Here is a 25,771-nt window from a genome sequence, read left to right on the forward strand (position 1 = left end):
TCAGCGGGCCTCTTCCACTGACCAGACGGTGTTGCTGCCGTCCTGGTAGTGAATCAGGGAGATCTCCTCATCGGAGTAGACAAGGGTAGGCACGGCGTCTTCGGAAATCTTGAGGCGCCATGAGGGAAGCGAGGTTCTGGCAGATGGCTTGCCGGCAGGCAGCGCCCACATGATCTCGTCTACTTTTCCGACCACGACGTGGACGTTGTCGTTGCGATCATTGACCTGATAGTAGCGGATGCCATCCCGGTCGAAGCGGTAGGCCTTCCAGTTGTCGCTCAGACTTACGTTCGCGGTCGATGGTTGGGGGTGACCCAACCCCTGTGCTTCATTGCCATTCCAATCCTGCTGGGCATTTGAGACGGCAGGGGCGGTGGTAAGCAGCAACGCAGTGGTGGCCATGACGATTGCTCGATTTTGCATGCTGTGCTCCAGCACTGGTGACGGGAAAATCCCGCACGATGCTAGGTAGCAGTCGCATCACAAGCTCTACACAATCTCTGATACGAGCGCGAAAGAGCCTGGAAGGAATCGACGTATCGATACGCGTGTCCGGCCGGCCGGAAGTCGAGGGGGTCGATCACGTCAGCAGAGACATCGCCATGTCCCGAACGCGAGTTTCTGAAGTTCCAGACGATCAGGCTTCGTCGGTTTCCAGTTCCTTGAGGTGGCGTTCGTACCAGCCGTTGCCTTCGGGCTCGAAGATGGCGGTGCGGATCATTTCGCCCTGGTAGACGTGCACGGACACGGCGAGCTCGGTGTCGCTGGCGTTGCGGATGGTGTGATACTCGTGCGGCGGGATCAGGCTGCCCGCACTGCCGCAGCCGCCGATGACTGCGGGCTCGGCGCGGAAGCGGAAGCGCTCGCCGTTGCGTTCGAGCAGGGCGTACTGGGTGACTTCCAGCTGGCCCAGCCACACCCCTTCCACGCACCACAGGCCGCTGTGGTCGTGCAGCGGCGTGCCCTGCCCCGGCGCCCAGCTCATCGCCACGATGCTGTAACCGAGGGTCGGGCTGCGGTAGAGCTCGCGGCGGGCGTAGTGGTCGCTGATCGGCTGGTGCACGCAGGCCGGCAGCTGGATGCGGCTGTCAGCGATGGCCTCGCACAGTGCACCACGCAGGGTCGTGGCGATCTGCTGCGGATCGTCATTCTGGACCGCATGGTCGACGGCGGCGATCAATCGATCGCGTCCATGGAACCGCGGAAAGGCATCGCAATGGGCTTGCATGCCTCCAGTCTAGGCGATGAACGTTAAGGCGATGTTTGATCTGAATCACGACAAATCGCCGCACGTTGGCCGGAAAATCAATCGATTTCCGTTGTTCGGTAGGCGCTGTCTATCGGTTTGCCGTGTAATCGTGCCAATTGCGACAACCTCGTAGCGACACGCCATGCGTGTCCCACGGATTGCAGGCCACGTTCTGGACACGCATGGCGTGTCCCTACGCGGTGCCTCGCTGTACGAACGGGGCCTGCTGGTACAACCTGCGTTCGCCACCGCGTGGATCGTCTTCCTGCCTGGAACGGGTGTCGAACACCATCGTCTGCCGCCGCTCCAACCCGTACTGCGCCCACTGCGGCAGGCCCCCATGGTTCGGGTTCCCCGTGCGGGCAAATGCCAGCAGGGCCTCGCTCATGACATCGGCCATGCGCTGCGCATCGGCCCCATCGCCAGTGCGCGAGCCTTCCGCGCGCGTGTTGTCGAACACCAGCGGGATATCCAGCGTGTGGAACGCGCCGAGCTTTCCACCCTCCAATGGTGAGCCCCAGTCCAGCTGGTAGGCCCAGGTCGGTGCGCCCTGCCGTGCCCGCGCCTCCAGTTCTTCGACTGCGCCGCGCCAGGAGCGCCCGGCGGTGGTGGCAGCAAAGAACACCTCTGACGGCGTGTAATGCGGATACAGGCGCCGATATTCGGCGATCACCACCGAAGGCAGCAGGTCCACGAACTGCTCCTTTTCCAGCTTCGCCGGCAGCGTTTCCCAGGTCAGCGCGAAATTGGCCGGCTCGTTGCCGAGGAAGGCGCGGGTTTCGTCATGGGTGTTGCCGATCACCATCGGGATCCGGGCGGACTGCGCCGGCGCCTGTGGCCAGAACGGATGCACCGGCAAGCTTCCGCCGTCCACCACCGGGCCGAAGTACAGCGAGGTGCTCTCCACCCGCGAGGGATCACGTGCGCGGGTGGCGGCCAGCAGGGCGTCGGCCGGGAGCGCAAGCAGCGCGTCCACGTCGCGCGCGCCCACCGCGTCCATCGCAATGCGCGCGCGCTGGGTAGCCGCACGCGGCCCGGCGGCGGTGACCTGCTGGCCGCTCATCGTCCACGCGCGCTGGAACAGGCCGCGTGCCGCCGGCATGGCCATCAGCGTGGCGATCTTGGCGCCGCCGCCGGACTGGCCGAACACGGTGATGTTGCCTGCATCGCCACCGAACTCGGCAGCATGCTCGCGCACCCAGTGCAGCGCCTGGACCAGGTCGAGCTGGCCCACGTTGCCGGAGTCGGCGAAACGCGCGTCGCCCAGCTGCGCCAGGTACAGGTAGCCGAACACGTTGAGCCGGTGGTTCACGCTGACCACCACCACGTCGCCACGCCGGCACAGCGCGCTGCCGTCGTACTGCGGGTCGCTGCCGGAGCCGTTGTTGTAGGCGCCACCGTGGATGTAGAACAGGATCGGGCGCGGTTTGCCGTCGCGCAGCGCCGGGGTCCACACGTTGAGGTACAGGCAGTCTTCGCTGCCGGGGCCGTCGTCCTTGCTGCCCTGTGGCGCGGCAGGCCCGTAGGCCAGCGCGTCGCGCACGCCGCGCCACGGCAGCTCCTGCAGCGCTGGCTCGAAGCGGCGGGTGGCGGTGTCGGCGCCGTAGGGCACGCCCCGGAAGCTGTGCACGCCCTGCACGTAGCGACCCCGCAGGCGCCCGCTTCGCACCTTGGCCAGTGAATCGGTGTCGGCGCCGGCAGGTGCGTTGGCCAGTGCAGCGGCCATCGGCAACGAACCGGCTGCCAGCAGCAGGGCGTAGCGCGCGCTGTCGCGCAGGAAACGGCGGCGCTGCAGGTCGGCCGGGCTCATGGCGTGCCCTCCCCGCGCTGCGCCTGCATCCAGCGCAATGCGAGCGTGGGCCACTGCGTGGTGGTGAGCGCGGCGGGAATGCGCACGCCGAAGCCATGGCCGCCGTGCGCGAACAGGTGCATTTCACTGGGCACGCCCGCGTCCAGCAGCGCCTGGTAGTACAGCAGGCTGTTCTGCACCGGCACCACGCTGTCGTCCTGGGCGTGCACCAGGAAGGTAGGCGGTGTCTGCGCGGTCACCTGGGACTGCTGGGAGAACTGCCTTTCCAGCGCGGCGCTGGGCCGCTCGCCGAGCAGGCGGGAACGCGAACCCGTATGCGCCTGCGCGCCCATGTCGATCACCGGGTACAGCAGCAGGGCGAAGTCCGGGCGCGCGCTGACCGCGTCCACGGCGTCACCGATGCCCGGGAGCGCGGCTGCAAATCCGGTGCTCAAACGCGCGGCCACGTGGCCGCCGGCGGAAAAGCCCATCACCCCGATCCGGTGCGGGTCCAGCTGCCATCGGTTCGCGTTGCTGCGGATCAGGCGCAGGGCGCGCTGCGCGTCGGCCAGCGCCGCCTGGCGGTCACTGCGGCCGGCCGGCAGGCGATAGCGCAGCACGAACAGGGTCACCCCGCCCTGGTCCACGAAGGCGGGCACCAGCGCGGTGCCCTCCTTGTCCAGCACGATGCGCTGGTAGCCGCCGCCGGGAATGACCAGCAGCGCGCTGCCGTTGGGCCGGGCCGGGCGGTAGGCCACCAGGTACGGGGCACTGACGTTGTCGATGTAGCGGTCGGGAAGCGCGCTGTTGTTGCTGCGTTCGACGACGTTCGCCGCGCTGGGCGTGGTGGACTCTCCGGGTACCTGACCCGCCGGCCACAGGTCGATGCGGTCGGGCGCGCCGGGAGAGGGCTCGGTCTGCGGCACCGGCCGTTCGGCGGCATGGGCCAGCGAGGGGGCAACGGCGAGGGCGGAAAGCAGCAAGCCCCCCAGCAGGGGCATCAACACGAGACAACGCATCCGGGGATCCTTGGCATGGGAAACGACCGCGTGCCGGGCGATGGCAGCTTCTGATGCGCTGCACATTGCCAATGACACCGGTTTACCATATACAGCTCATCCAAGCACTGTCGATGGGCAGTGCAACAAAACAACGGGAGACCCGCTTGAGCAACGATCAGGGCAAACAGGATCTGCCAGAACAGGGATTGGGCGACATCGCCCAAGCGTTCGTTTCGGCCCGCCAGCAGGGCCGTTCACTGCCGGATTTCCCGGGAACCATCCCGGACGACCTGGTCACCGCCTACCAGGTGCAGGACCACGCCATTGCGCTGTGGGACGCCGGGGTCGTGGGCTGGAAGGTCGGCTACATCGCCGCCGAGCGCCGCGATGCCTCCGGGGACGACCGCCTGCTGGGCCCGATCTTCTCCAATCGGCTCTGGAATGCTACCGGTGGAACAGCGGACATTCCGGTCTTCCTCGGCGGCTTCGGCGCGGTCGAGGCCGAGTACGTGTTCCAGCTGACCGAGGACGCCCCGGCCGACAAGCTGCACTGGACCCCGGAAGAGGCCGAAGCCCAGCCGGCGCGCCTGTTCATCGGCGTGGAAGTCGCCAGCAGCCCGCTGGCCACGATCAACAAGCTGGGCCCGCTGGTGGTGGTCTCGGACTTCGGCAACAACAACGGCCTGGTGCTGGGCCCGGAAATTCCGGACTGGACCACGCTGGACGACGCCGACCTGCGTGCCGAAACGCGCATCGACGGCGCGGTGGTGGGCACCGGCGGCGCCACCCTGCTGCCGGGTGGGCTGCGCACCGCATTCGCGTTCGCACTGGGCCGTTCCGCCCAGCGCGGGCGCCCGCTGAAGGCCGGCGATCTGATCGCCAGTGGCAATGCCACCGGTATCCATGACATCGCCGTAGGCCAACAGGCACTGATCCGTTTCGCCGGTTACGGCGACATTACCTGCAGGGCCATCGCCGCCGGGTAACCGGTCGGCCATGGCGAGTACGCTTGGGAGGGCGCAGATGATTACTCGCAGAAAGTTCCTGGCTACCGGCGTGGGCGCGCTCAGCGTGCCCCTGTTGTCGGCCGGGTGTTCCCGTTCCACCGGCACGGCGCCCGAAGGCGCGCGCCTGCTCACCGCGACCGACGTGCACGTGGCCGACTACCCCACCGTGACCGCGGTGAAGTGGATCGGGCAGCAGCTCGAAGAGAAGACCGGCGGCCGCCTGAAGCTGCGCCAGTACCATTCCGGCCAGCTGGGCCGCGAATCGGAAGCGATCGACATGGCCCGCTTCGGCGCGATCGACATCACCCGGGTGTACTCCGGCGCGCTCAACAATGCGTTCCCGCTGACCCAGGCGCTGTGCCTGCCGTACGTGTTCGAGTCGGTGGCGCACATGCGCCGCGCGCTCGATGGCGGTATCGCCGACGACGTGCTGCGCGGCTTTGAAAGCCGCGGCCTGGTGGGCCTGGCGATCTACGACTCCGGCGCGCGCTGCTTCTACAACACCAAGCATCCGATCGTGGAGCCGAAGGACCTGCACGGCCTGAAGCTGCGCGTGGCCTCGTCGGACATCTTCATCCAGCTGATGCGCCTGCTCGGTGCCAACCCGACTCCGATGTCGCTGGGCGACACGTTCTCGGGCATGGAAACGCACATGATCGACGGTGCGGAAAACAACATGCGCAGCTTCCATTCCAGCCGCCATTTCGAAGCGGCGCGCTACTGGTCGCAGAGCGATCATTCCTATGCGCCGGACGTGCTGCTGATGTCCCGCCGCACCTTCGAGGAACTCAGCCCGGCCGATCGCCAGCTGCTGCTGCAGACCGCGCGCGAGTCCGTCACGGTGATGCGCCAGCAGTGGGATGCGTCGGAAAGCACCGCCCGCCAGGCAGTGGCCGAGTTCGGCATCCAGTTCAACGAGGTCGACATGCCGGCCTTCCGCAAGGCCGCCGACCCGTTGCTGCAGCAGTACCTGCAGCAGCCGGAACTGGCTGCGCTCACCCGTCGCATCCGCGACTTCGCCTGAGGAACGCCGCGATGTCAGAGACGACTTCCGAAACCACCGTAGACGTGCGCTCGGCGCCCCAGCGTGCGCTGGACCTGATTGCCGACATCACCATCCATATCGCCGTGCTGGCCCTGCTAGGGCTGGTGGTGGTGCAGGGCTGGCAGGTGTTCGCGCGCTATGTGATCAACGATTCGCCCAGCTGGACCGAGCCGGTCACGCTGCTGCTGCTGGCCACGGCGATGAGCCTGGGCGCAGCCACCGGCGTGCACACCCGCCGCCACTTCGGCTTCTTCCTGCTGGCCGCGCACATGGGCCCGCGCCTGCGCCGCGCGGTGGATGTATTCGCCTCGCTGGTGGTGGCGGTGCTGGGCGTGGTGATTGCCTGGTGGGCCTGGGTGCTGCTGATGGACGGGCTGGACATCAAGACCGCCGGCGCCAACCTGCCGCAGAGCATCAACTACCTGCCGCTGAGCATTGGCGGTGCGCTGATGGCGATATTCGCCGTGAACCAGATGGTGCAGGCCGTGCAACCGGCTGCTGTCGACCCAGAGGGAGATCGCTGAGTCATGGGTATTACGATTCTTTTCACTGTCTTCGCAGTGCTGCTCCTGCTGGGTGTGCCGGTGGCGTATGCGCTGGCCGCCGCCGCGCTTGCCACGCTCTGGTACCTGGACCTGCCCACGCTGGTGCTGGTGCAGCAGATCTCAGCCGGTACCGGTTCCGCTTCGCTGATTGCGATTCCACTGTTCATCTTCGCCGGCGAAATCATGATGCGCGGCGGCATTTCCGAACGCCTTATCGCGTTGGCCTCGTCGCTGGTCGGCCGCATGCGCGGTGGCCTGGGCCAGGTCTCGATTCTGTCCTCGCTGTTCTTCGGCGGTGTGTCCGGTTCGGCCATTGCAGACGTATCGGCAGTGGGCGGCACGATGATTCCGCAGATGGTCAAGCGCGGCTATGACCGCGACTTCGCGGTGAACGTGAGCATCACCGCCGCGCTGGTGGCGCTGCTGGTGCCGCCTTCGCACAACCTGATCCTGTTCTCGGCCGCGGCCGGCGGTGGCCTGTCCATCGCCGACCTGTTTGCAGCCGGCATCGTGCCGGCGCTGCTGATGACGGTGGCGCTGATGGTCACCGGCTACGTGGTGGCGCGTCGTCGCGGCTATGGCGTGGAAGTGTTCCCGGGCTGGCGCGCGGTGCTGTTGCGCATGGTCTCCGCCCTGCCCGGCCTGGGCCTGGTGGCGTTGATCTTCATCGGTATCCGCGCGGGCATCTTCACTGCGGTGGAAAGTGCGGCCATCGCGGTGGTGTACGCGCTGCTGGTGACCACGGTGCTGTACCGCCAGCTCAACTGGCGCGAGTTCATGGGCACGGTGACCCACGCCGCGCGCAGCACCGGTGTGATCCTGTTCGTGATCGCCACGGCGGCGGTGTTCGGCTGGCTGCTGGCCTTCCTGCAGGTGCCGACGGCCGCGGTGGACTTCCTGCAGTCGTTCGCGCACAGCCAGTTCATGGTGCTGCTGATGATCGTGGTGATGTTGCTGCTGCTGGGCACCTTCATGGACCTGGCGCCGATGATCCTGATCTGCACGCCGATCTTCCTGCCGGTGGCCAAGGCCTACGGGATCGACCCGATCCACTTCGGCCTGGTGCTGGTGCTGACCGGTGGCCTGGGCCTGGTGACGCCGCCGGTAGGCTCGGTGCTGTTCATCGGCACCGCCATCGGCAAGATCAGCGTGGGCGAAAGCATGCGCTCGATCTGGCCGTTCTGGTTCGCCGCGGTGGGCGTGCTGCTGATCGTGACCTTCTTCCCGCAGCTGTCGCTGTGGTTGCCGGCGCTGCTGCGCGCCTGATTGGGTGGCGGCTTCGGCCGCCACGCTGTTGATGGAGAAACACCCATGCATCTGAAGACCCTGCTTGCCGGGCTGGTGACCGCTGGCCTGTTGCTCACCGGTGGTGCCCATGCTGCCGAATCCGCCGCCCCCACGTGGAAGCGCGGCATCGAAAACCAGCGCCAGGCCGACCTCGGCAACGGCACCTTCCTCAACCCGGTGTTCGCCGGCGACCGCCCGGACCCGTCGGTGCTGAAGGACGGCGACGACTACTACCTCACCCTGTCCTCGTTCGATGCCTACCCCGGCCTGCCGATCTGGCACTCGCGCGACCTGGTGAACTGGCAGCCACTGGGCCACGCGATCACGAAGAACGTGGGCGCGATCTGGGCGCCGGACATCGTCAAGCATGACGGCCGCTACTACATCTACTTCCCGGCGCGCACCGGCGAAACCCGCAGCAATTTCGTGGTCTGGTCCGACAACATCCGCGGGCCGTGGAGTGAGCCGATCGACATCGGCCTGGGCGGCTACATCGACCCCGGGCATGCGGTGGGCGAAGACGGCAAGCGCTACCTGTTCCTGAGCGGCGGCGCCTATGTGCAGCTGGCCGACGACGGGCTGAGCGTGGTCGGCAAGCCCAAGCACGTGTACGACGGCTGGAAGTACCCGGAAAGCTGGGACGTGGAGGCCTACGCCCAGGAAGGTCCGAAGATCAATTTCCACAACGGCTGGTACTACATGACCACTGCCGTGGGCGGCACCGCCGGTCCGCCGACCGGGCACATGGTCATCACCGCGCGCTCGCGCTCGATCCATGGGCCGTGGGTGAACGCGCCGAACAACCCGATCACGCGTACGAAGTCGGCGGCCGAGCCGTGGTGGTCGCGCGGCCACGCCACGGTGGTGGAAGGCACCGACGGGCGCTGGTGGATGATCTACCACGGCTATGAGAACGGTTACTGGACGCTGGGTCGCCAGGCGCTGCTGGAGCCGATCGAGTGGACCGACGACGGCTGGTTCGTGGCCAAGGGCGGCGACCTCGGCCAGCCGCTGGCCAAGCCCTCGGGCGAATCGGTGGGCCAGCACGGCATGGCGCTCTCGGACGACTTCCGCGGCAGCACGCTGGGCGCGCAGTGGAGCTTCTTCAACCCCGCCCAGGACGAGTACAGGCGACTCGGCTTCAGCGCGGATGGCATGACCCTGCAGGGCAAGGGCGACACCCCGCGCGACAGCTCGCCGCTGACCGCCATTGCCGGCGATAAGGCCTACCAGTTCGAGGTCGAAATGGACATCGAACCCGGCGCGGTGGGCGGCGCCCTGCTCTTCTACAGCGACCGCCTGTACGTGGGCGTGGGCAGCAACGGGGAGAAATTCATCATGCACCGCTACGGCGAGGAACGGCCGACCCGGCTGGACCGGAGTGCCAAAGGCGGCAAGCTGTGGCTGCGGGTGACCAACAACCGGCACATCGTCACCATCCATTCCAGCACCGATGGCAAAACCTGGAAGAAGTACCCGGTTCAGATGGAAGTCTCCGGCTACCATCACAATGTGGCCGGGAAGTTCCTCGCCCTGAAGCCGGCCCTGTACGCTGCCGGCGACGGCAAGGTCCACTTCCGCCAGTTCCGCTACCGCGCCCTCGAGTGAGTGGCCCGGTAGACTCTTTCGACCTCTCTCGGTTTGAACACATGTCACTGCGCAGCAAGAGCGACCCGGCACCGCACGGGTTGACCAAGGGCAAGGCCGCCACGATCAACGACATCGCGCGGCTGTCGGGTGTTTCCAAGAAAACGGTTTCGCGGATCATCAACAACTCGCCGTTGGTGCGCAAAGACACCCGCGAGAAGGTGGAAACGCTGATGCGCGAGGTGGGCTACACGCCCGACCCGCTGGCCCGAGGCCTGGCCTTCCGCCGCTCGTTCCTGATCGGCATGGTCTACGACAACCCCACCGCGCAGTACATCGTGGACATGCAGTACGGCGCGCTGGACGCGCTGCGCGGCTCCAGCTTCGAGCTGGTGGTGCACCCCTGCGACTCACGCAGCCCCGGCTACATCGAAGGCGTGCGCCGCTTCGTGCAGCAGCAGAAGCTGCATGCGGTGATCCTGGTCCCCCGTGCTTCGGAAGACCAGGCGCTGGTGGACATGCTGGACGAAATTGGCTGCCGCTTCACTCGCATCGCCTCGGCCGCGCTGGATGAAACCTCGCAGATGGTGGTCACCCACGACCGCGACGGCGCTGCCGAAGCAGCCGACTACCTGCTCTCGCTGGGCCACCGCGACATCGCGCTGGTCACCGGCCCGAGCGCCTACCGTTCGGCCCACGACCGCACCGCAGGCTTCCTGGACGCGCTGGCCCAGCGTGGCATCGAACTGCCGCCGGGGCGCATCATCGAAGCAGGCTATACCTTCGAATCGGGTGTGGCCGCGGCCGAGAAGCTGCTGCTGGGCAAGCAGCGCCCGACCGCGATCTTCACCGGCAACGACGAAATGGCTGCCGGCATCTACAAGGTGGCCCTGCGGACCGGGATCAGCATCCCGCGCCAGCTGTCCATCATCGGCTACGACGACAGCCCGCTGGCCTCGCGCCTGTGGCCGTCGCTGACTTCGGTGCGCCGGCACACGCGCGACACCGGGCGCACGGCGGCAGCGATGCTGATCCAGCCCGAGGGCCAGGCCGCGCTGCAGATCGCCAGCGTGCGCCCGCACCTGATCGTTCGGGATTCCTGCCAGCCGCCCGAAGACTGACCGCTACGCGGTCAGTCCTCGGGACGCCTCCCGCTCCCCTACCGCACCGCAAAATGACACCGGTTTCCTCTCCGGCTAGACTTAGGGGAAATCGCGCCAAGGCCGACCCGTCGGCCCACCCCTGCTCTGGAGACGCCATGTACTGCAAGACCCACTACGCCACCCATCCCGACGCCATCAAGGGCGCCAGCAACGACGACCTGCGCGAGCTCTACCTGCTCGACGGTCTGTTCAATGCCGACGCGGTGACCCTGAAGTACACCCACTACGAGCGCTTCGTGCTGGGCGGCGCCGCCCCGGTGAAGGGCCCGGTGTCCCTGCCGAAGCAGACCGAACCGGCCTCGGCCGCCGGCCATGCCTTCCTGGAGCGCCGCGAGCTGGGCGTGATCAACGTCGGCGCCGGCAGCGGCACCGTGACCGTCGATGGCACCGTGTACAAGCTCGGTCCGAAGGACGGCCTGTACGTGGCGATGGGCAGCGAAGACGTGGTGTTCGCCTCGGATGACGCCGCCACCCCGGCGCAGTTCTACCTGGCCTCGACCCCCGCGCATGCGCGCTTCGAGACCAAGCAGCTGTCGATCAAGGACGCCGTTGCCCTGGAACGTGGCGCGCTGGAAACCAGCAACGAGCGCACCATCTACCAGTACATCGTGCCGGCCACCTGCCAGAGCTCGCAGCTGCTGCTGGGCCTGACCGTGCTCAAGCCGGGCAGCGTGTGGAACACCATGCCGCCGCACCTGCACGACCGCCGCAGCGAAGTGTATTTCTACTTCGACCTGGGCCAGAACGACCGCGTGTACCACTTCATGGGCGAGCCGGACGCGCAGCGCCACATCGTGATCCAGAACAACGAAGCGGTGGTGTCGCCCCCGTGGTCGATCCACATGGGCGCCGGTACCAGCAACTACGCCTTCATCTGGGCGATGGGCGGCGAAAACCTGGATTACACCGACATGCACGTGCTGGACATCTGCCAGCTCAAGTGACCCACACCGCATTGGATAAGGACCGTACCCGCAATGGCTAATCCGTTCAGTCTGGAAGGCAAGATCGCCCTGGTCACCGGTGGCAACACCGGCCTGGGGCAGGGCATCGCCGTCGCGTTGGCGCAGGCCGGCGCCGACGTCGCCGTGGCCGGCATCGCGCCGCCCACCGAGACCATCGCAAAGATCACCGCGCTGGGCCGCCGCTGCCTGGCGGTGGAAGCGAACCTGATCAGCATCGAGCCGGTGGAGCGGGTGATCCGCGAAACCGTGGAAGGGCTGGGCGGGCTGGACATCCTGGTCAACAACGCCGGCCTGATCCGCCGTGCCGATGCAGTGGACTTCAGCGAGCAGGACTGGGACGACGTGATGAACGTCAACATCAAGTCTGCGTTCTTCATCTCGCAGGCCGCTGGCCGTCATTTCATCGCACAGGGTCGCGGCAAGATCATCAACATCGCCTCGATGCTGTCGTTCCAGGGTGGCATCCGCGTGCCGTCGTACACCGCCAGCAAGAGCGGCATCGCCGGCATCACCCGCCTGCTGGCCAATGAGTGGGCCAACAAGGGCATCAACGTCAACGCGATCGCCCCGGGCTACATGGCCACCGACAACACCGCCGCGCTGCGCGCCGACCAGGACCGCAACAAGTCGATCCTGGACCGCATTCCGGCCGGGCGTTGGGGTACGCCGGAAGACCTGGCGGGTACCGCAGTATTCCTGGCGTCGAGTGCATCGGACTACGTCAACGGCTCGGTCATTCCGGTCGATGGCGGCTGGCTTGCGAGGTAATACCCCGGTACCGACCAACGGTCGGTATCTACCGCGTAGCGCCGGGCTCTGCCCGGCCCACGCACACTGACATCATGCGACAGCCGGGCAGGGCCCGGCGCTACGAGGCACGACCATGCTGCGTCCTTCGTTGATGCTGTGCCTGCTGTTGTTGACGACCGGCGCATACGCTGCCCCGCATCGCATCTTCATCGCGGGCGATTCCACGGCGGCCGAGTACGGCCCGGAGCGCGCCCCGCAGGCGGGGTGGGGCCAGGCGCTGCAGAGCTACCTTGACCCGGCGCTGTGGGAAGTACGCAACCACGCCAAAGGCGGGCGCAGTGCGCGCAGCTTCGTTGAAGAGAAACGCCTGGACGCCATCGCCGCCGAGCTCAAGCCCGGCGACGTGCTGCTGATCGGCTTCGGCCACAACGACGCAAAGTTCGAAGACCCCACGCGCTACAACGATCCTGCGCAGGCGTACCCGCAGTATCTGCAGCGCTACGTGCAGCTGGCCCGCGACAAGCAGGCCACGCCGTTGTTCATCACTCCGCCAGCGCGGTTGCTGTACGACTTCGGTTCGCTGCTGGACACGCACGGCCTGTACACCCAGGCGATGCAGCAACTGGCGGCGCGCGAGCAGGTGCCGCTGATCGATCTCAACGCCAGCTCCACGCGCTGGATCCGCGCGCTGGGCGAGCAGGGCGCCAAACCCTATTTCATGTTCGTGCCGGAGCAGAACAAGGCCGACGGCACCCACTTCACCGTAGCCGGAGCGACAGCGGTGGCGTGCCTGGTGATGCGCGACTGGGTGGCGCTGCAGCCGACGATGAAAACCGCACTGAAGCGCGACATCGACTGCGACGTGAGCCAGGCCGTGGGGCAGGGCAGCGACCCGGCCAAGCCGTCGCGCGTGGTGCATGAGCGCGACATCGCGATCAGCCAGCCTGGGCCGCATGGTGGGGCGGGTCCGACGACGGCATATCCGTTCTTCGCTGACGACAAGGACCTGCCATTCGTGCTGCGCAAGCGCGTGCTGCACAAGGGCGCAGGCATCGGCCTGCACCCGCAGCACAAGGACGAGATCTATTACATCATCAGCGGGCAGGGCAGCTACGTGCTGGATGGGAAGCAGTACGACGTCGCCGCCGGCGATGCGCTGCTGACCCGGGTGGGCAGCCTGCATGCGCTGCAGCAGCGCGGGGAGCAGGATCTGGTGGTGCTGTTGGCGTACCCGCGGTAATGCCCCGGCCGGGCAGAGCCCGGCGCTACGTCTGGACGTACCGCTAACCTTCAAAAGCTCGGGAGGCTTTTGAAGGTTACGTGGCTAAACTTCAAAAGCATTGGCGAGAAACGTCAATCGGGGCGGCGAAGCGGGGCGAATCAGACGTCGCCGCCGTCCGCCCAGCCCTCACCGGTGCCCTTCTGGAACACGCGGTCTCCGTCCTGCACGTCACCGGCCGGCAGGTGCTCCTGCGCTTCCAGTGCCGCATAGATCGGCGTGAAGTCAGGCGAGGTGGCCTCCATCAACTGCTCGTAGCTGTCGATGACGAAGTAGGTCTTCTGGAACGTATCGATGCGGTACTTCGTGCGCATGATGCGCTCGAGGTCGAAGCCGATCCGGTTCGGCGCGGCCGATTCCAGCGAGTACAACGACTCGCCCTTGGACGAGACGATGCCGGCGCCGTAGATGCGCAGGCCTTCCGGTGCATTGATCAGGCCGAATTCCACCGTGTACCAGTACAGGCGGGTGAGGTGCTGCAGCGCTTCCGGGCCGATGGCATGGGCCTTGACGCCGCCACGACCGTAAGCGGCCATGTAGTCGGCGAACACCGGGTTCATCAGCAGCGGCACGTGGCCGAACAGGTCGTGGAACATATCCGGTTCGGCGATGTAGTCGATCTGGTCGGGGCGGCGGATCCACCAGGTCACCGGGAAGCGGCGGTTGGCCAGGTGGTCGAAGAAATCCAGTTCCGGCAGCAGGCCCTCAACGCCCACCAGAGTCCAGCCGGTGGCGGCGCCCAGCACCTCGTTGAGCTGGTCGAAGCGCGGAATCATGTGCGCGTTCATGCCCATCTCGTCCTGCGCCTGCAGGAACTCTTTGCTGGCGCGGCCTTCGAGCAGCTCGCGCTGGCGCTGGTACAGCGTGCTCCAGGTGGCATGGTCGTCGGCGGTGTAGCTCTCCCACGGCTGTTCCACCACGGCGGTGGTGTACACCGGCACGTAGCCCTTGTCGGTCTGCTGGTGTTCGACGCGGCGCGGGGCGGTGGCGGTTTCCATCACGGTGGGCTCCTGGAAGGTCATCCGTTGATGCTAGGGCAGGGGACGCGCAAGAGGCTTGCAAAGTTGCACGGATATGCCGACTTGGCGCAATATCGTTGCGTCCATTCAATGTTGCGGAGCAGCAATGTCCGGGGATAACCAGTTCGACCGCACGGATCTGCGTCTCCTGGCGGAGATCCAGCAGCACGGGCGCGCCACCAACGCCGAACTGGCGGCGCGGGTGAACCTGTCCCCGTCGGCCTGCCTGCGGCGGGTCCAGCGGCTGGAAACCGAAGGGGTGATCGCCGGTTACGGCGCGCGCCTCGAGCCCCGGCGGATCGGCCTGGGCCTGCAGGCGTTCGTGCGCGTGCAGCTGGAGAAGCACGACCAGCACGCCATCGGGGTGTTCGCCGAGAGCGTGGTGGAGTGGGATGAAGTGGTGGCCTGCCATGCGCTCACCGGCGACATGGACTACCTGCTGCACATCTACGTGCGCGACCTGGAGCACTTCTCCAGCTTCCTGCTGGACAAGCTTCTCAACGCGGCCGGGGTGGCCGACGTGAACTCCAGTTTCGTGCTGCGCACGGTGAAGGATTTCCGGGCGCTGCCGTTGTCGCAGCTGGAATGACGCGGCGCGTTACGCGCACTTCTCCTTGCGCCCCATCAGCTTGCCCACGCGCGAGGGTTCCTCGCACTTCGGAGCGGGCGGCGGCGGTGCAATGGCCGCGGCACGCGCGCGCTGCAGCTGCTGGATCTTGTTGCGGATCTGCGGCATCGCCGCCATCGCAGCCTTCTCGCCTTCCAGGATCGCGTTGTTGCGCTGGCTGAAATCGGCCGCGCCGATGTCCAGCACCTTGGGCCGGATGATGATATCGGCGCGTGCCAGTTCCTGTTCGCCCAGGCGCTGGCCCATGATCGAGATGGACTGGTTGACGATGCCCAGCATGCCGGTCGGCGCCTTGCCGCTGGCCTTGCTGGAAATGTCCACGGCGATCACGAAGTCCGCGCCCAGCTGGCGCGCGGCGTCCACCGGCACCGGGCTGACCACGCCACCATCCACGAACATGTTGCTGCCGATCTTCACCGGCTCGAACACGCCGGGAATGCTGCTGGAGGCGCGCACGGCCTGGCCGACGTTGCCGCGCACGAACACCGCGCGGTCGCCGGTGTCCAGGTTGGTGGCCACGGCGGCAAACGGCTTCTTCAGTTTCTCGGCCGGGCGGTTGTCGACCTGCGCGTTGACGTAGTCCTGCAGCTTCTGGCCCTGCACCAACCCACCGGAGAACAGGCGCACGTCGCGGATGCTGGCTTCGTCCAGCGCCACGGCCTTGGACTGCATCTGGAACGCATCCATGCCGCTGGCGTATAGGGCGCCGACCACGCTGCCGGCGCTGGTGCCGGAAACGACCACCGGCTCAAAGCCGTTGGCTTCCAGCATCTTGATCACACCGATGTGCGCGAAGCCCTTGGCCGCACCGCCGCCGAGCGCAATGCCGATCCTGACCGGCTTGGCCTGCGCGGCCGGCACCGCCACCGGGTTGACCGGGGCAGGGCGGGTGTTCTCACCGCCACAGCCGGCCAGCAGGCCGAGCAGGGCAACGGACAACGTCAGGCGGGTGCGGCGGAAGGCAGTCATGGGCGGCAGGTAAGTGAATAGGGACCGTAAAGGTCGCCAGCATACCGGTAGTGCCGGCCGCCGGCCGGCAACCTCGCGATGCCATTTAGCGGGGGGCGGGTGGATTGCGGCGTTGGGTGGGGGTGCTTGGGACACGCGTGGCGTGTCGCTACGCGGCAAAAAGGAGGAGGGGCCCGACACTGCGGACCCCTCCATTTGCCTTTCGGCCAACGCCTCCAGCATATGGCGACTTGGCTGCTCATTCGATGGTGGAGAACGCCAGGCGTGGTAGCGGATGACCCGAACTCTCCCTGAAGGCGTTCATCTATCAAGTCTTCCGGTTTTACATTTCAAGCCCCGGAACTTGGTAATCAATGATCCGCATTTGCGACGCTGTTGTTGTACTGCAACAATTGTCTGGTAGCGCCGGTCCACCACCCCTCCCAACACAGCCTAATCGCCATGTTCTCGAACCGCACTGCCCACGGCCGTACTCCGTCCGTGCACCCCCTCGTACTCGCTCTTGCCGCCCTGCTGCCATTGACGGCCGCAGCCCAGGATGCCCCCGCCACCAAGGACCCGGTCGCGCTCGATACCCTGCAGGTCACGGCGCAGCGCCGTGTGGAAAACGCCAAGGACGTGCCGGTTTCGATCTCCGCCATCCAGGGTGAGAAGCTCGACGTACTCGGTTCGGCCGGTGACGACATCCGCTTCCTGTCGGCGCGCGTGCCGAGCCTGAACATCGAATCGTCCTACGGTCGTGCCTTCCCGCGCTTCTACATCCGCGGCCTGGGCAATACCGATTTCGATCTGAATGCCTCGCAGCCGGTGTCGCTGGTGTATGACGACGTGGTGCAGGAGAGCCCGCTGCTGAAGGGCTTCCCGCTGTTCGACCTGGCCGGCGTGGAAGTGCTGCGCGGCCCCCAGGGCACCCTGTTCGGGCGCAATACCCCCGCCGGCGTGGTCAAGTTCGACTCGGCCCGTCCGTCGCAGGACGCCGATGGGTACGTGAAGGTCTCCTACGGCACCTATGACACCTGGAACACCCAGGCCGCGTACGGTGGCCCGCTGACCGACCGCTGGTCCGCACGCGTGTCGGCGCTGTACCAGCGCCGCGACAACTACGTCGACAACACCCGCCCGAACGCCCCGGCAGAGGGCTTTGAAGGCTATGACGAAGCCGCTGGTCGCGTGCAGTTCCTGTACGAAGGCGACGAGTTCGAAGCGCTGTTCAACCTGCACAAGCGCAAGCTCAACGGCACCGCGCGCCTGTTCCGCGCCAACATCATCCAGCCGGGCAGCAATGCGCTGGTGGAAAATTTCGACCGCGACAAGGTCTCCAACGACGGTGTGAACTTCTCCGAGCTGGAAACCTGGGGCGGCAGCGCACGCCTGCAGTGGAACCTGGGCAGCGTGACCCTGCACTCCATCACCGGCTATGAAACCGCCGAGTCGCTCAACCATGGCGATATCGACGGCGGCTACGGCGCCAGCTTCCTGGGTGCCGGCAACTACGGCCCGGGCTTCATTCCGTTCCCGTCCGAGTCGGCCGACGGTCTGCCGCACCACCGCCAGTGGACCCAGGAATTCCGCGTGGAATCCAACGAGTGGGGCCGCTTCGACTGGCAGGCCGGCGTGTTCTACTTCGATGAAGACGTCACCATCGACAGCTTCAACTACGACTCGCTGACCCCGGGCAACCCGCAGACCGGCCACGCCGTGCAGAGCCAGCGCAACAAGGCGTGGGCGGCGTTCGCCTCCGGCGACTTCGACGTCACCGACAAGTTCAAGCTGCGCGGCGGCGTACGCTACACGCAGGACAAGAAGGACTTCACCGCCAGCGTGCTGCAGGCCGTGCCGGGCGGTACGCCGGTGAGCGGTCCGTACCTGGCCAACACCGATGTCGACGATGTCAGCTGGGACCTGAGCGGTGTCTACCAGGTCACCGACAACGTCAACACCTACGCCCGCGTGGCCAAGGGTTTCCGCGCACCGTCCATCCAGGGCCGCCTGGCCTTCGGTGGCGTTTCGCAGGCCGATTCGGAGAAGGTGATTTCGTACGAAGTGGGCGTCAAGGCCGACCTGTTCGACCGTCGCGCACGCCTGGGCTTCAACATCTTCCGCTACAACGTCGATGGCCAGCAGCTGATCGCCGTGGGCGGCGCCAACAATACCGCCACCCTGCTCAACGCCGACAAGACCATCGGCCAGGGCGCGGAGCTGGACTTCGAGGCCTACCTGACCGACCACGTGCTGTTGACCCTGGGCAGCAGCTACAACGACACCGAGATCAAGGACCGCGACCTGGCGGTGGCGATCTGCGGCGGCGGCTGCACCATCACCGACCCGACCACGGTGATCAACGGCGGCACCTACGCGCTGGTCAACGGCAATCCGCTGCCGCAGGCGCCGAAGTGGATCCACAACATGACCCTGCGCGCCGGCTTCCCGCTCAGCGACGCCAGCGAACTGTACGTGTACACCGACTGGGCCTACCGCAGCCCGGTGAACTTCTTCCTGTACGAGTCGCCGGAATTCCGCAGCCGCTCGTCGCTGGAAGGCGGCCTGCGCCTGGGCTACAACTGGGAATACGGCCAGTACGACGTGGCGGTGTTCGGTCGCAACCTGACCAACCAGACCCGCGTGGTCGGCGCGATCGACTTCAACAACCTGACCGGCTTCCTCAACGAGCCGCGTACGTTTGGCGTGGAGTTCACCTCGAAGTTCTGATCGCGGTGTGATCGGATGAAACGAGAACGGCGCGGAGAGATCCGCGCCGTTCTTGTTTACGTCACAGCGCGCTGGCGGGCCTGATCTTCAGCACGCTCTCTTCGGCCGCGCAGTCGCGGCTGGAAACCACCCCAGCCTTTCGTGCCGCCGCGATCTCCTTGCGGGCGGCCAGCAGGTCGCTCTGGAACGCCGCGTTGTCATGCAGACGCGCCACCGCCGCCGCACCCATGAAGCGGCCCTCCAGGATGTCGCTCTGCCAGTGCACGTTGCACACCAGCCGGCTTTCGCCGTAGTTGCGGCCACGTGCCTGGATGGCGTCCGCACGCTCGGGCACGATTTCCGAGAGGATCAGGGCCCACGCCCAGCCGATCGAGGTGTGGCCGGAGGGGTAGGAGCCGTTCTTGCGCAGGCCGTCCTCATCTTCGGGCGTGCAGGTCGGTTCGCCGTTGACCATGAACGGCCGTTCCCGCTGGTAGTGGTGCTTGGCCGCGCGCGTGGCAGCGCTGGCGTCGATCCGGCTGCGCTCCAGCAGGCGGTACAGCGCCGGGGTCTTCTCCGCATCCACATCCAGCCCGATCGCGCAGCTGAACTGGTTGGCGCCTTCTGGGAAACCGAGCTCGGCGTCGCGGTGCGCCTGTTCCCAGCGCGGGCTGCCGCGCAGCGCGCGGGCCTCGCGGCTGACCTGTTCATCCAGCGCGAACCCGGCCGAACCCGCCAGCGGCGGCGCCGGCACCAGCGCCAGGCTGGCCGGCACGGCATCGGCGGCAAGGTAGCCCACCGCCTTGGTCACCACCGAGGCCTCCACCGGCGTGGCCGGGGCCGGTACCGAGGCGCAGCCCGCCAGAACCCCCAGCAGGGCGGTGGTCAGCAGGGGACGGAGGAGGGCGGTGGCAGAAGGCATGGGCGGGTCTCGACGTGCGTGAAGGCGGCATGATCGCAGCTTCGCGCCCGCCTGCCAGCCGCCGCAGGTCATGCCGCCAGACCCGGCACGGCGCGCTGCGCCGCAGCAGTGGGATTCGTTTCAAATGCGACGAACCCTGTACTGGGTCACGGACTGAGATCGCCAGCCGGCATAGCTTCTGCATCGGCGCCATCACCCGCCAGCCGGATCTGCATAGACAGCGTCGATGGCAAACGGGCGCCAACGCTCAGGGGGAAAACCAAAACGCGGTAGAGCGGGGCTCTGCCCCGCTACTCCCGCTGCCCAAACGGAGACGAAAGAATGCAAACCACTGCAGTGGGGAAGGGCATCGGCCTTGCCCTGGGACTCATGCTGGCGAGCACCAGCGCCCACGCCGCCGATGTGCTGGGCGTGGCGTTCGTGCACGGCACCGGCAAGCAGACCGATGCGCGCGCCGACTACTGGCAGCCGGGCATCATCGACACGGTGCGCCAGGGGCTGCCCAACAGCGCCAATTACACCGTGGTCAACTGCGACTTCGAGCAGTACATGTGGAAGCCCGAAGCCGCCGGCTGCCTGGCCGGCCAGCTCACCAGCTTCATCAACAGTCGGGGTATCACCAAGCTGGTGGTCATCACCCATTCCAACGGCGGAAACGTGGTGCGCTGGATCCTGTCCAACCCCACTTACGACAGCCGCTACCCGAAGCTGATCCAGACCATCAGCAAGGTCACCGCGCTGGCGCCGTCGTCGGCCGGTACGCCGCTGGCCGACGCGGTGCTCAACGGCAACGCCTTCGAGGCCTCGGTGGGCTGGTTGCTGGGCTATCAGAACGACGCGGTCCGCATGCAGCAGGTGGGTTGGATGGCCACCTACAACGCGCAGAACCTGTACGGCACCGCCGGCCGCCCGGCCTTGCCCAAGCCGTTCCGCGCGGTGGTCGGCTCCGACGTGGAGTCGGCGGTATGGGACAGCAACAGCTACTGCGGTGGCTATGCGCAGAACGTGGGGCTGGAGCTCACCCAGAACTGGCTCAACAGCTGCTCCGACGGCTTCCTGGAGTGCAGCAGCCAGAGGGCGGCGGGCAGCGTGCTGTTCACCGACAAGGCGCGCACCAACGGCGCGGAGCCGCTCAGCCACAACCAGAGCCGCCGCGAATGCTTCGGCCTGGGCGCGATCCTGCGCAACGACCTGACCCTTTGAGGAGCACGCCATGACTTCACGACTGAGCTTGTCCCTGGCCGTGGCCTCTGCGGTCTTCGCGCTGCCGGTGCAGGCCGCGCAGCCGATGCCCGATGCGACCACCGAGCGTGCCCCGGTGCAGTTCGCCTGGGCGCTGGAGCCGACCCAGGCGCTGACCGCGCCGGCGCCCTTCACCGCGCTGAGCCGCAGCTACTGGGACACGGTGGACGCCGCCAGCCTGCAACGCGGCCTGGAGCTGCCGCTGACCGCACCGGACGCGGTGATCCAGGTCAGCCCGGTGCAGGGCGCGCGCGCATTGGAGGTGGAGCAGTTGCAGGTGCGCGACCCCAACGGTGCGCAGGCGCTGGACACGGTGGTCGACACTCAACAGCTGCGTGCCGCCGGCATGGGCGTCAACGAGGGCAGCGCGATGGCGCGCACCGGCGCCAGCACGGCGGTGGGCAGCTACCGCCTGCAGGCGCCACAGGCCCAGGGCCGCTATGTGGTGCAGGTGCTGGAACCGAACAGCCCGATCGCATTGCAGCTGCAGGCCGACCGCCAGCAGGTGCTGGCCGGGGGCCGGGTAGCGCTTACCGCCCGCCTGCAGAACGATGGCGGCAGCGCGGCGTTGGCGGCAGGGCGCTCGGTGGCGCGGGTGCTGCCGGCGGCGGGCGAGGCCCTGCTGGTGGCGCCGGACGGCCGCAGCTGGCCGGTACCGCTGGTCGCAGGCAAGGACGGGCTGCGTGCACAGGTGACCATTCCCGAGGACATCGGCCAGGCGCAGGGCCTGTGGGAACTGCAGGCGTTCGTGACCGCGCAGGGCGTGCAGCGCGACGCCAAGGTGGCGTTCTCGGTGGCCCGGCCGACCGCGCGTTTCAGTGGGCAGGCCGCGGCGGATGCGGCGCAGCGCCAGGTACGGCTGCCGCTGCGGATCGGCGCGCCGGGGCGGTATGAGGCGCGCGGCACGCTGTATGCCACCGGGCCCGGGGGCACGCTGCGGCCAGTGGCGCAGGCGCACAGTGCGGCGTGGTTCGAGAGCGCCGGTGCGGGTGAGCTCACGCTGGCATTCGACAGCGTGGCCTTGCCCGGCGGCTATGCGGCGCCGTTCGAGCTGCGCGACCTGCAGTTGCTGGACCAGGGCCGGATGGCGCCGATCGAGACCAGGGCGGTGGCGGTCAGGTTCTGATGGATTGCCGGGGAGCCACGCAGGGCGTGGCTCTACCGGGATAACGAGCACGTGCGTGGGATAACCGGCACAGGCGGGGGTAGAGCCACGCCCTGCGTGGCTGCGCATCACCCCGCGAACGCGGTCAATCGCCCGTCATGCTCCACCACCTGGATCGGCCCACCGAATACCTCCGACAGCGGCCCGTCACGCAGCAGCTCCCCGCGCGTTCCATCGGCCGCAATCCGCCCACCGCGAAGCAGCACCACGCGTTCGATCTCCGGAATCACTTCTTCGATGTGATGGGTCACCAGCACCAACGTGATGCCCTGCGCGGCCAAGGTGCGCATGGTAGCGATCAGATGCTGGCGGGCCACCAGGTCCAGCCCGGTGGAGGGCTCGTCCAGCAACAGCGCCTGCGGGCGGTTGACCAGCGCCCGCGCGATCAGCACGCGGCGGGTCTCACCGGCCGACAGCTCGGCGTAGCCCCGCTGCAGCAGCGGCAGTGCGCCGGTCAGGGCCAGGGTTTCGCGCACCCGGGCGCGCATCTCGTCGGTGACCTCGCGGAACGCCGGCACCACGAAGCTGGCGAAGAAGCCCGACAGCACCGCTTCCTCCACGGTCAGCCCGGGCATGTCCGACAGGTTGCTGCTCAGGTCGCCGGTGACGATGCCCAGCTGCGAGCGCAGCCGGTCCACCTGCCAGCGGTTCTGGCCGAGCACGCGCACCGCCACGGTGCCGTCGGCATGCGCCAGCGGGTACAGCTCGCGGGTGATGAGCTTGATGAAAGAGGACTTGCCGCAGCCGTTGGGGCCCAGCAGCGCGGTGTGCTGGCCCTGCGCGATGCGCAGGCTGAGGTCGTGCAGGACCCGCACCTGGCCGCGGATGACGCAGGCCCGGTCCAGTTCGATCAGGGGAGCGGCGGCCGACGGAGGGGTAGCAGCAGTCATGAATGCGGGGGCAATGCTCACGAAGGGGGAAAACAACTGAATGACTACGCAAAAATGGCACCAGACGGATGAAGTTTGCAACGTCTGGCCCCATCATGGCGGGAACTGCCCTGTTTCCCTGCTGGCCGATCCGGCCCGGAGTCCTGCGATGCCCGACGTCCTCCTCAACTTCCTGACCGGCGGCGTCGTCGGCCTCGGCTGGTGGGGCATGGGGCTGGTGCTGCTGGTGTTCACCCAGCTCACCATCTTCGCCGTGACCCTGTACCTGCACCGCAGCCAGGCGCATCGCGGCGTGGACTTCCACCCGGCCATCGCGCACTTCTTCCGCTTCTGGACCTGGCTCACCACGTCCATGATCACCAAGGAGTGGGTGGCCATCCACCGCAAGCACCACGCCAAGGTGGAAACCGAAGAAGACCCGCACAGCCCGGTCACCAAGGGCATCGGCACGGTGTTCTGGCGTGGCGTGGAGCTGTACCGCGAAGCGCGTGGCATGCGCGCGGACATCGAGCAGTACGGCCGTGGCGCACCGGAAGACTGGATCGAGCGCCACCTGTACACCCCGCACGCCAACCTGGGCCCGGTCGCGCTGTTCGCGCTGAACCTGGTGCTGTTCGGCCTGCCCGGCGTCGCGCTGTGGGCGATCCAGATGGCCTGGATCCCGTTCTGGGCGGCCGGCGTGGTCAACGGCCTGGGCCACTGGTGGGGCTACCGCAACTTCGAGTCGGCCGACACCTCCACCAACCTCACGCCGTGGGCGTTCTGGATCGGTGGCGAAGAACTGCACAACAACCACCATGCCTTCCCCAGCTCGGCGCGCTTCTCGATGCGCCGCTGGGAGTTCGACATCGGCTGGGCCGCCATCCGTGGCCTGCAGGCCGTGCGTCTGGCCAAGGTGCTGCGCGTGGCGCCGAGCATGGACGTGCGCCCGAACATCGCCGTGCCCGATGCCGAAACCCTGAAGGCGCTGCTCTCGCACCGCTTCCAGGCGATGACCGACTACCAGCGCAACGTGTTCGTACCGGCCCTGCGCGAAGAAGCGGCCATGGCCGGTGCCAAGCTGCGCCAGCTGCTGCCGCGGCGCATGCGCCGTGGCCTGGTCAACGACGGCCGCTGGCTCAAGCCGGACTGCCGCGCCGAACTGAGCAGCTGGGTCGAACAGCGCCCGCGCATCCGCGTGCTGGTCGAACACCGCGCCCGCCTCTCGGCCCTGCTCGAAGCCCGTGGCAATGACGCCGCCGAACGCTTGAAGCTGCTGCAGGCCTGGTGCCACGAGGCCGAGGCCAGCGGCATCGCCGCGCTGCAGAACTACGCAGCGCGCCTGAAGGGCTACTCGTTGTCGGCGCACTGAGCGGTGCGCCGGCGTTTCTGCTGCGCAGCGCTTCTGTTGCTGGCCACCACCGCGCAGGCCCAGGTCACCGACACCGGGACCTACCTGCAACGCATGGACGCAGACGGCGACGGCAAGGTGAGCGTGGAGGAGTACGTACAGTGGATGCTGTACGCCTTCGACCGCATGGACCGAAACGGCGATGGCGTGCTCAGCGCCGACGAACTGCCCGGCGGCAAGGGCAAGCCGATCACCCGCGAGCAGCAGCGCCAGACCATTGTCGAGCGCTTCCACAAGCAGGACGCCAACGGCGACGGGTTCCTGAGCGCGAAGGAACTCTCCGCGCCGCCGCGTTGAACATGGGACCCCCGTCGTAATGCCCGAACTTCCCGAAGTAGAAACCACCCGCCGTGGCCTGGCGCCGCACCTGGAAGGCCGCCGCGTGCACGGCGTCATCCTGCGCCGGCCGGACCTGCGCTGGCCGATTCCCGACGAAATCGGCGCGCTGCTGCCCGGCCAGGCGATCGAAGGCGTGCGCCGGCGGGCCAAGTACCTGCTGCTGGATACCGCCATCGGCAGTGCGGTGCTGCACCTGGGTATGTCTGGCAGCCTGCGCGTACTACCGGGAGACACCCCGGTCCGCGCGCATGACCATGTCGACATCAGCCTCGACAACGGCCGCCTGCTGCGCTTCAACGACCCGCGCCGGTTCGGCAGCCTGCTGTGGCAGCCGGCCGGTGACACCCACCCGCTGCTGGCCGGACTGGGTCCGGAACCGCTGGACGACGCCTTCGACGGCGACTACCTGTTCCAGCGCAGCCGCGGCCGCAGCGCCTCGGTGAAGACCTTCCTGATGGACCAGGCGATCGTGGTCGGGGTCGGCAACATCTATGCCGCCGAAAGCCTGTTCATGGCTGGCATCAACCCGCTGCGTGAGGCCGGAAAGATCTCGCGTGAGCGCTACCAACGGCTGGCCACGGCGGTGAAGCAGATCCTGGGCCACGCCATCACTCGCGGCGGCACCACCCTGCGCGACTTCATCAGTCCAGACGGCGCGCCCGGCTATTTCGAGCAGGAACTGCTGGTGTACGGGCGTGAAGGCGAACCCTGCCGGCAGTGCGGCCGGCCCCTGCGCCACGCCACCATCGGCCAGCGTGCCAGCGTCTGGTGTGGGCACTGCCAACGCTGAGGCGTAGCGCGCGCGGCACCAACGGGCGTTATAGTCGGGCAAACGTCACCGGCGGGGTGTGC

24 protein-coding genes are annotated in these 25,771 nt (G+C 67.3%); 16 read left to right on the forward strand and 8 right to left on the reverse strand.

Annotation, left to right across the window (positions count from 1 at the left end):
• The 4 genes from HGB51_RS18405 to HGB51_RS18420 form a co-directional block, all read right to left on the reverse strand.
• Positions 1–423 (reverse strand): hypothetical protein, encoded by a 423-nt coding sequence (locus HGB51_RS18405; protein ID WP_141739192.1) that lies wholly within the window; start codon positions 421–423, stop codon positions 1–3.
• A 214-nt stretch (positions 424–637) separates the two neighbouring features.
• A complete protein-coding gene (locus tag HGB51_RS18410) occupies positions 638–1,228 on the reverse strand; it encodes a cysteine dioxygenase family protein (protein WP_070208670.1) in 591 nt (196 codons plus the stop codon).
• Positions 1,229–1,442: 214 nt separating this feature from the next.
• The gene (locus HGB51_RS18415) at positions 1,443–3,059 is read right to left on the reverse strand and encodes a carboxylesterase/lipase family protein (RefSeq protein WP_070208669.1); all 1,617 of its coding nucleotides are present in this window, start codon (positions 3,057–3,059) and stop codon (positions 1,443–1,445) included.
• Complete coding sequence (locus HGB51_RS18420) at positions 3,056–4,057, reverse strand: alpha/beta hydrolase (RefSeq protein ID WP_246233698.1); 1,002 nt, start codon at positions 4,055–4,057, stop codon at positions 3,056–3,058. The genes HGB51_RS18415 and HGB51_RS18420 overlap by 4 nt, the downstream gene beginning before the upstream one ends.
• A 146-nt stretch (positions 4,058–4,203) precedes the next feature.
• Here HGB51_RS18420 and HGB51_RS18425 point away from each other — a divergent pair, with 146 nt between their 5' ends.
• From HGB51_RS18425 to HGB51_RS18465, 9 genes are all read left to right on the forward strand, one after another.
• Positions 4,204–5,025: a 2-keto-4-pentenoate hydratase gene (locus HGB51_RS18425; protein ID WP_070208667.1), complete on the forward strand. Its 822-nt coding sequence runs from the start codon at positions 4,204–4,206 to the stop codon at positions 5,023–5,025.
• A gap of 37 nt (positions 5,026–5,062) precedes the next feature.
• Positions 5,063–6,070, forward strand: coding sequence for a TRAP transporter substrate-binding protein (locus tag HGB51_RS18430; protein WP_070208666.1), 1,008 nt, complete (start codon positions 5,063–5,065; stop codon positions 6,068–6,070).
• 11 nt (positions 6,071–6,081) lie between these two features.
• Positions 6,082–6,615: a TRAP transporter small permease gene (locus HGB51_RS18435; RefSeq protein ID WP_070208665.1), complete on the forward strand. Its 534-nt coding sequence runs from the start codon at positions 6,082–6,084 to the stop codon at positions 6,613–6,615.
• A gap of 3 nt (positions 6,616–6,618) precedes the next feature.
• Positions 6,619–7,902, forward strand: a complete 1,284-nt coding sequence (locus HGB51_RS18440) for a TRAP transporter large permease (RefSeq protein ID WP_070208664.1) — start codon at positions 6,619–6,621, stop codon at positions 7,900–7,902.
• A 45-nt stretch (positions 7,903–7,947) separates the two neighbouring features.
• Positions 7,948–9,531 (forward strand): family 43 glycosylhydrolase, encoded by a 1,584-nt coding sequence (locus HGB51_RS18445; protein WP_070208663.1) that lies wholly within the window; start codon positions 7,948–7,950, stop codon positions 9,529–9,531.
• Positions 9,532–9,572: 41 nt separating this feature from the next.
• On the forward strand, positions 9,573–10,631 hold the full coding sequence (locus HGB51_RS18450; protein ID WP_171966922.1) for a LacI family DNA-binding transcriptional regulator: 1,059 nt from the start codon (positions 9,573–9,575) through the stop codon (positions 10,629–10,631).
• 137 nt (positions 10,632–10,768) lie between these two features.
• Complete coding sequence (gene kduI, locus HGB51_RS18455) at positions 10,769–11,617, forward strand: 5-dehydro-4-deoxy-D-glucuronate isomerase (protein ID WP_070209191.1); 849 nt, start codon at positions 10,769–10,771, stop codon at positions 11,615–11,617.
• A 33-nt stretch (positions 11,618–11,650) separates the two neighbouring features.
• Entirely contained in the window at positions 11,651–12,406 is a 756-nt protein-coding gene (gene kduD, locus HGB51_RS18460) for a 2-dehydro-3-deoxy-D-gluconate 5-dehydrogenase KduD (RefSeq protein WP_070209190.1), read from the forward strand.
• A 115-nt stretch (positions 12,407–12,521) separates the two neighbouring features.
• Positions 12,522–13,628 (forward strand): GDSL-type esterase/lipase family protein, encoded by a 1,107-nt coding sequence (locus HGB51_RS18465; protein ID WP_070209189.1) that lies wholly within the window; start codon positions 12,522–12,524, stop codon positions 13,626–13,628.
• 140 nt (positions 13,629–13,768) lie between these two features.
• On the opposite strand, the gene phhA is transcribed toward HGB51_RS18465, so the two are convergent.
• Entirely contained in the window at positions 13,769–14,665 is an 897-nt protein-coding gene (phhA, locus tag HGB51_RS18470) for a phenylalanine 4-monooxygenase (protein WP_070209192.1), read from the reverse strand.
• 127 nt (positions 14,666–14,792) lie between these two features.
• Here phhA and HGB51_RS18475 point away from each other — a divergent pair, with 127 nt between their 5' ends.
• The gene (locus tag HGB51_RS18475) at positions 14,793–15,275 is read left to right on the forward strand and encodes an Lrp/AsnC family transcriptional regulator (protein ID WP_070209188.1); all 483 of its coding nucleotides are present in this window, start codon (positions 14,793–14,795) and stop codon (positions 15,273–15,275) included.
• Positions 15,276–15,284: 9 nt separating this feature from the next.
• Here the strand turns inward: HGB51_RS18475 and HGB51_RS18480 are convergent, their stop codons facing one another.
• Complete coding sequence (locus HGB51_RS18480; RefSeq protein WP_070209187.1) at positions 15,285–16,283, reverse strand: patatin-like phospholipase family protein; 999 nt, start codon at positions 16,281–16,283, stop codon at positions 15,285–15,287.
• Positions 16,284–16,724: 441 nt separating this feature from the next.
• Here HGB51_RS18480 and HGB51_RS18485 point away from each other — a divergent pair, with 441 nt between their 5' ends.
• A complete protein-coding gene (locus tag HGB51_RS18485; RefSeq protein ID WP_070209186.1) occupies positions 16,725–18,992 on the forward strand; it encodes a TonB-dependent receptor in 2,268 nt (755 codons plus the stop codon).
• A gap of 61 nt (positions 18,993–19,053) precedes the next feature.
• Here the strand turns inward: HGB51_RS18485 and HGB51_RS18490 are convergent, their stop codons facing one another.
• Positions 19,054–19,893: an acid phosphatase gene (locus tag HGB51_RS18490; RefSeq protein ID WP_070209185.1), complete on the reverse strand. Its 840-nt coding sequence runs from the start codon at positions 19,891–19,893 to the stop codon at positions 19,054–19,056.
• 321 nt (positions 19,894–20,214) lie between these two features.
• On the opposite strand from HGB51_RS18490, the gene HGB51_RS18495 reads away from it, so the two are divergent.
• Positions 20,215–21,096: a lipase family protein gene (locus HGB51_RS18495; protein ID WP_070209184.1), complete on the forward strand. Its 882-nt coding sequence runs from the start codon at positions 20,215–20,217 to the stop codon at positions 21,094–21,096.
• Positions 21,097–21,106: 10 nt separating this feature from the next.
• Positions 21,107–22,261, forward strand: coding sequence for a DUF4785 domain-containing protein (locus tag HGB51_RS18500; protein WP_070209183.1), 1,155 nt, complete (start codon positions 21,107–21,109; stop codon positions 22,259–22,261).
• A gap of 107 nt (positions 22,262–22,368) precedes the next feature.
• Here HGB51_RS18500 and HGB51_RS18505 read toward each other — a convergent pair whose 3' ends face one another.
• Complete coding sequence (locus tag HGB51_RS18505) at positions 22,369–23,190, reverse strand: ABC transporter ATP-binding protein (RefSeq protein WP_070209182.1); 822 nt, start codon at positions 23,188–23,190, stop codon at positions 22,369–22,371.
• Positions 23,191–23,338: 148 nt separating this feature from the next.
• Here HGB51_RS18505 and HGB51_RS18510 point away from each other — a divergent pair, with 148 nt between their 5' ends.
• From HGB51_RS18510 to mutM, 3 genes are read left to right on the forward strand one after another with little or no spacing between them, the layout of a single operon-like run.
• The gene (locus tag HGB51_RS18510) at positions 23,339–24,541 is read left to right on the forward strand and encodes a DesA family fatty acid desaturase (protein ID WP_171966923.1); all 1,203 of its coding nucleotides are present in this window, start codon (positions 23,339–23,341) and stop codon (positions 24,539–24,541) included.
• A gap of 33 nt (positions 24,542–24,574) precedes the next feature.
• Positions 24,575–24,877 carry an EF-hand domain-containing protein gene (locus HGB51_RS18515; protein WP_246233706.1) on the forward strand — a complete coding sequence of 101 codons (303 nt, stop codon included), beginning with the start codon at positions 24,575–24,577 and terminating at the stop codon, positions 24,875–24,877.
• A gap of 19 nt (positions 24,878–24,896) precedes the next feature.
• A complete protein-coding gene (gene mutM / locus HGB51_RS18520) occupies positions 24,897–25,709 on the forward strand; it encodes a bifunctional DNA-formamidopyrimidine glycosylase/DNA-(apurinic or apyrimidinic site) lyase (protein ID WP_070209125.1) in 813 nt (270 codons plus the stop codon).
• Positions 25,710–25,771 lie beyond the last annotated feature (62 nt).

Origin of the sequence: Stenotrophomonas bentonitica, from assembly GCF_013185915.1 — a bacterium.
Taxonomy (GTDB): Bacteria; Pseudomonadota; Gammaproteobacteria; order Xanthomonadales; family Xanthomonadaceae; genus Stenotrophomonas; species Stenotrophomonas bentonitica.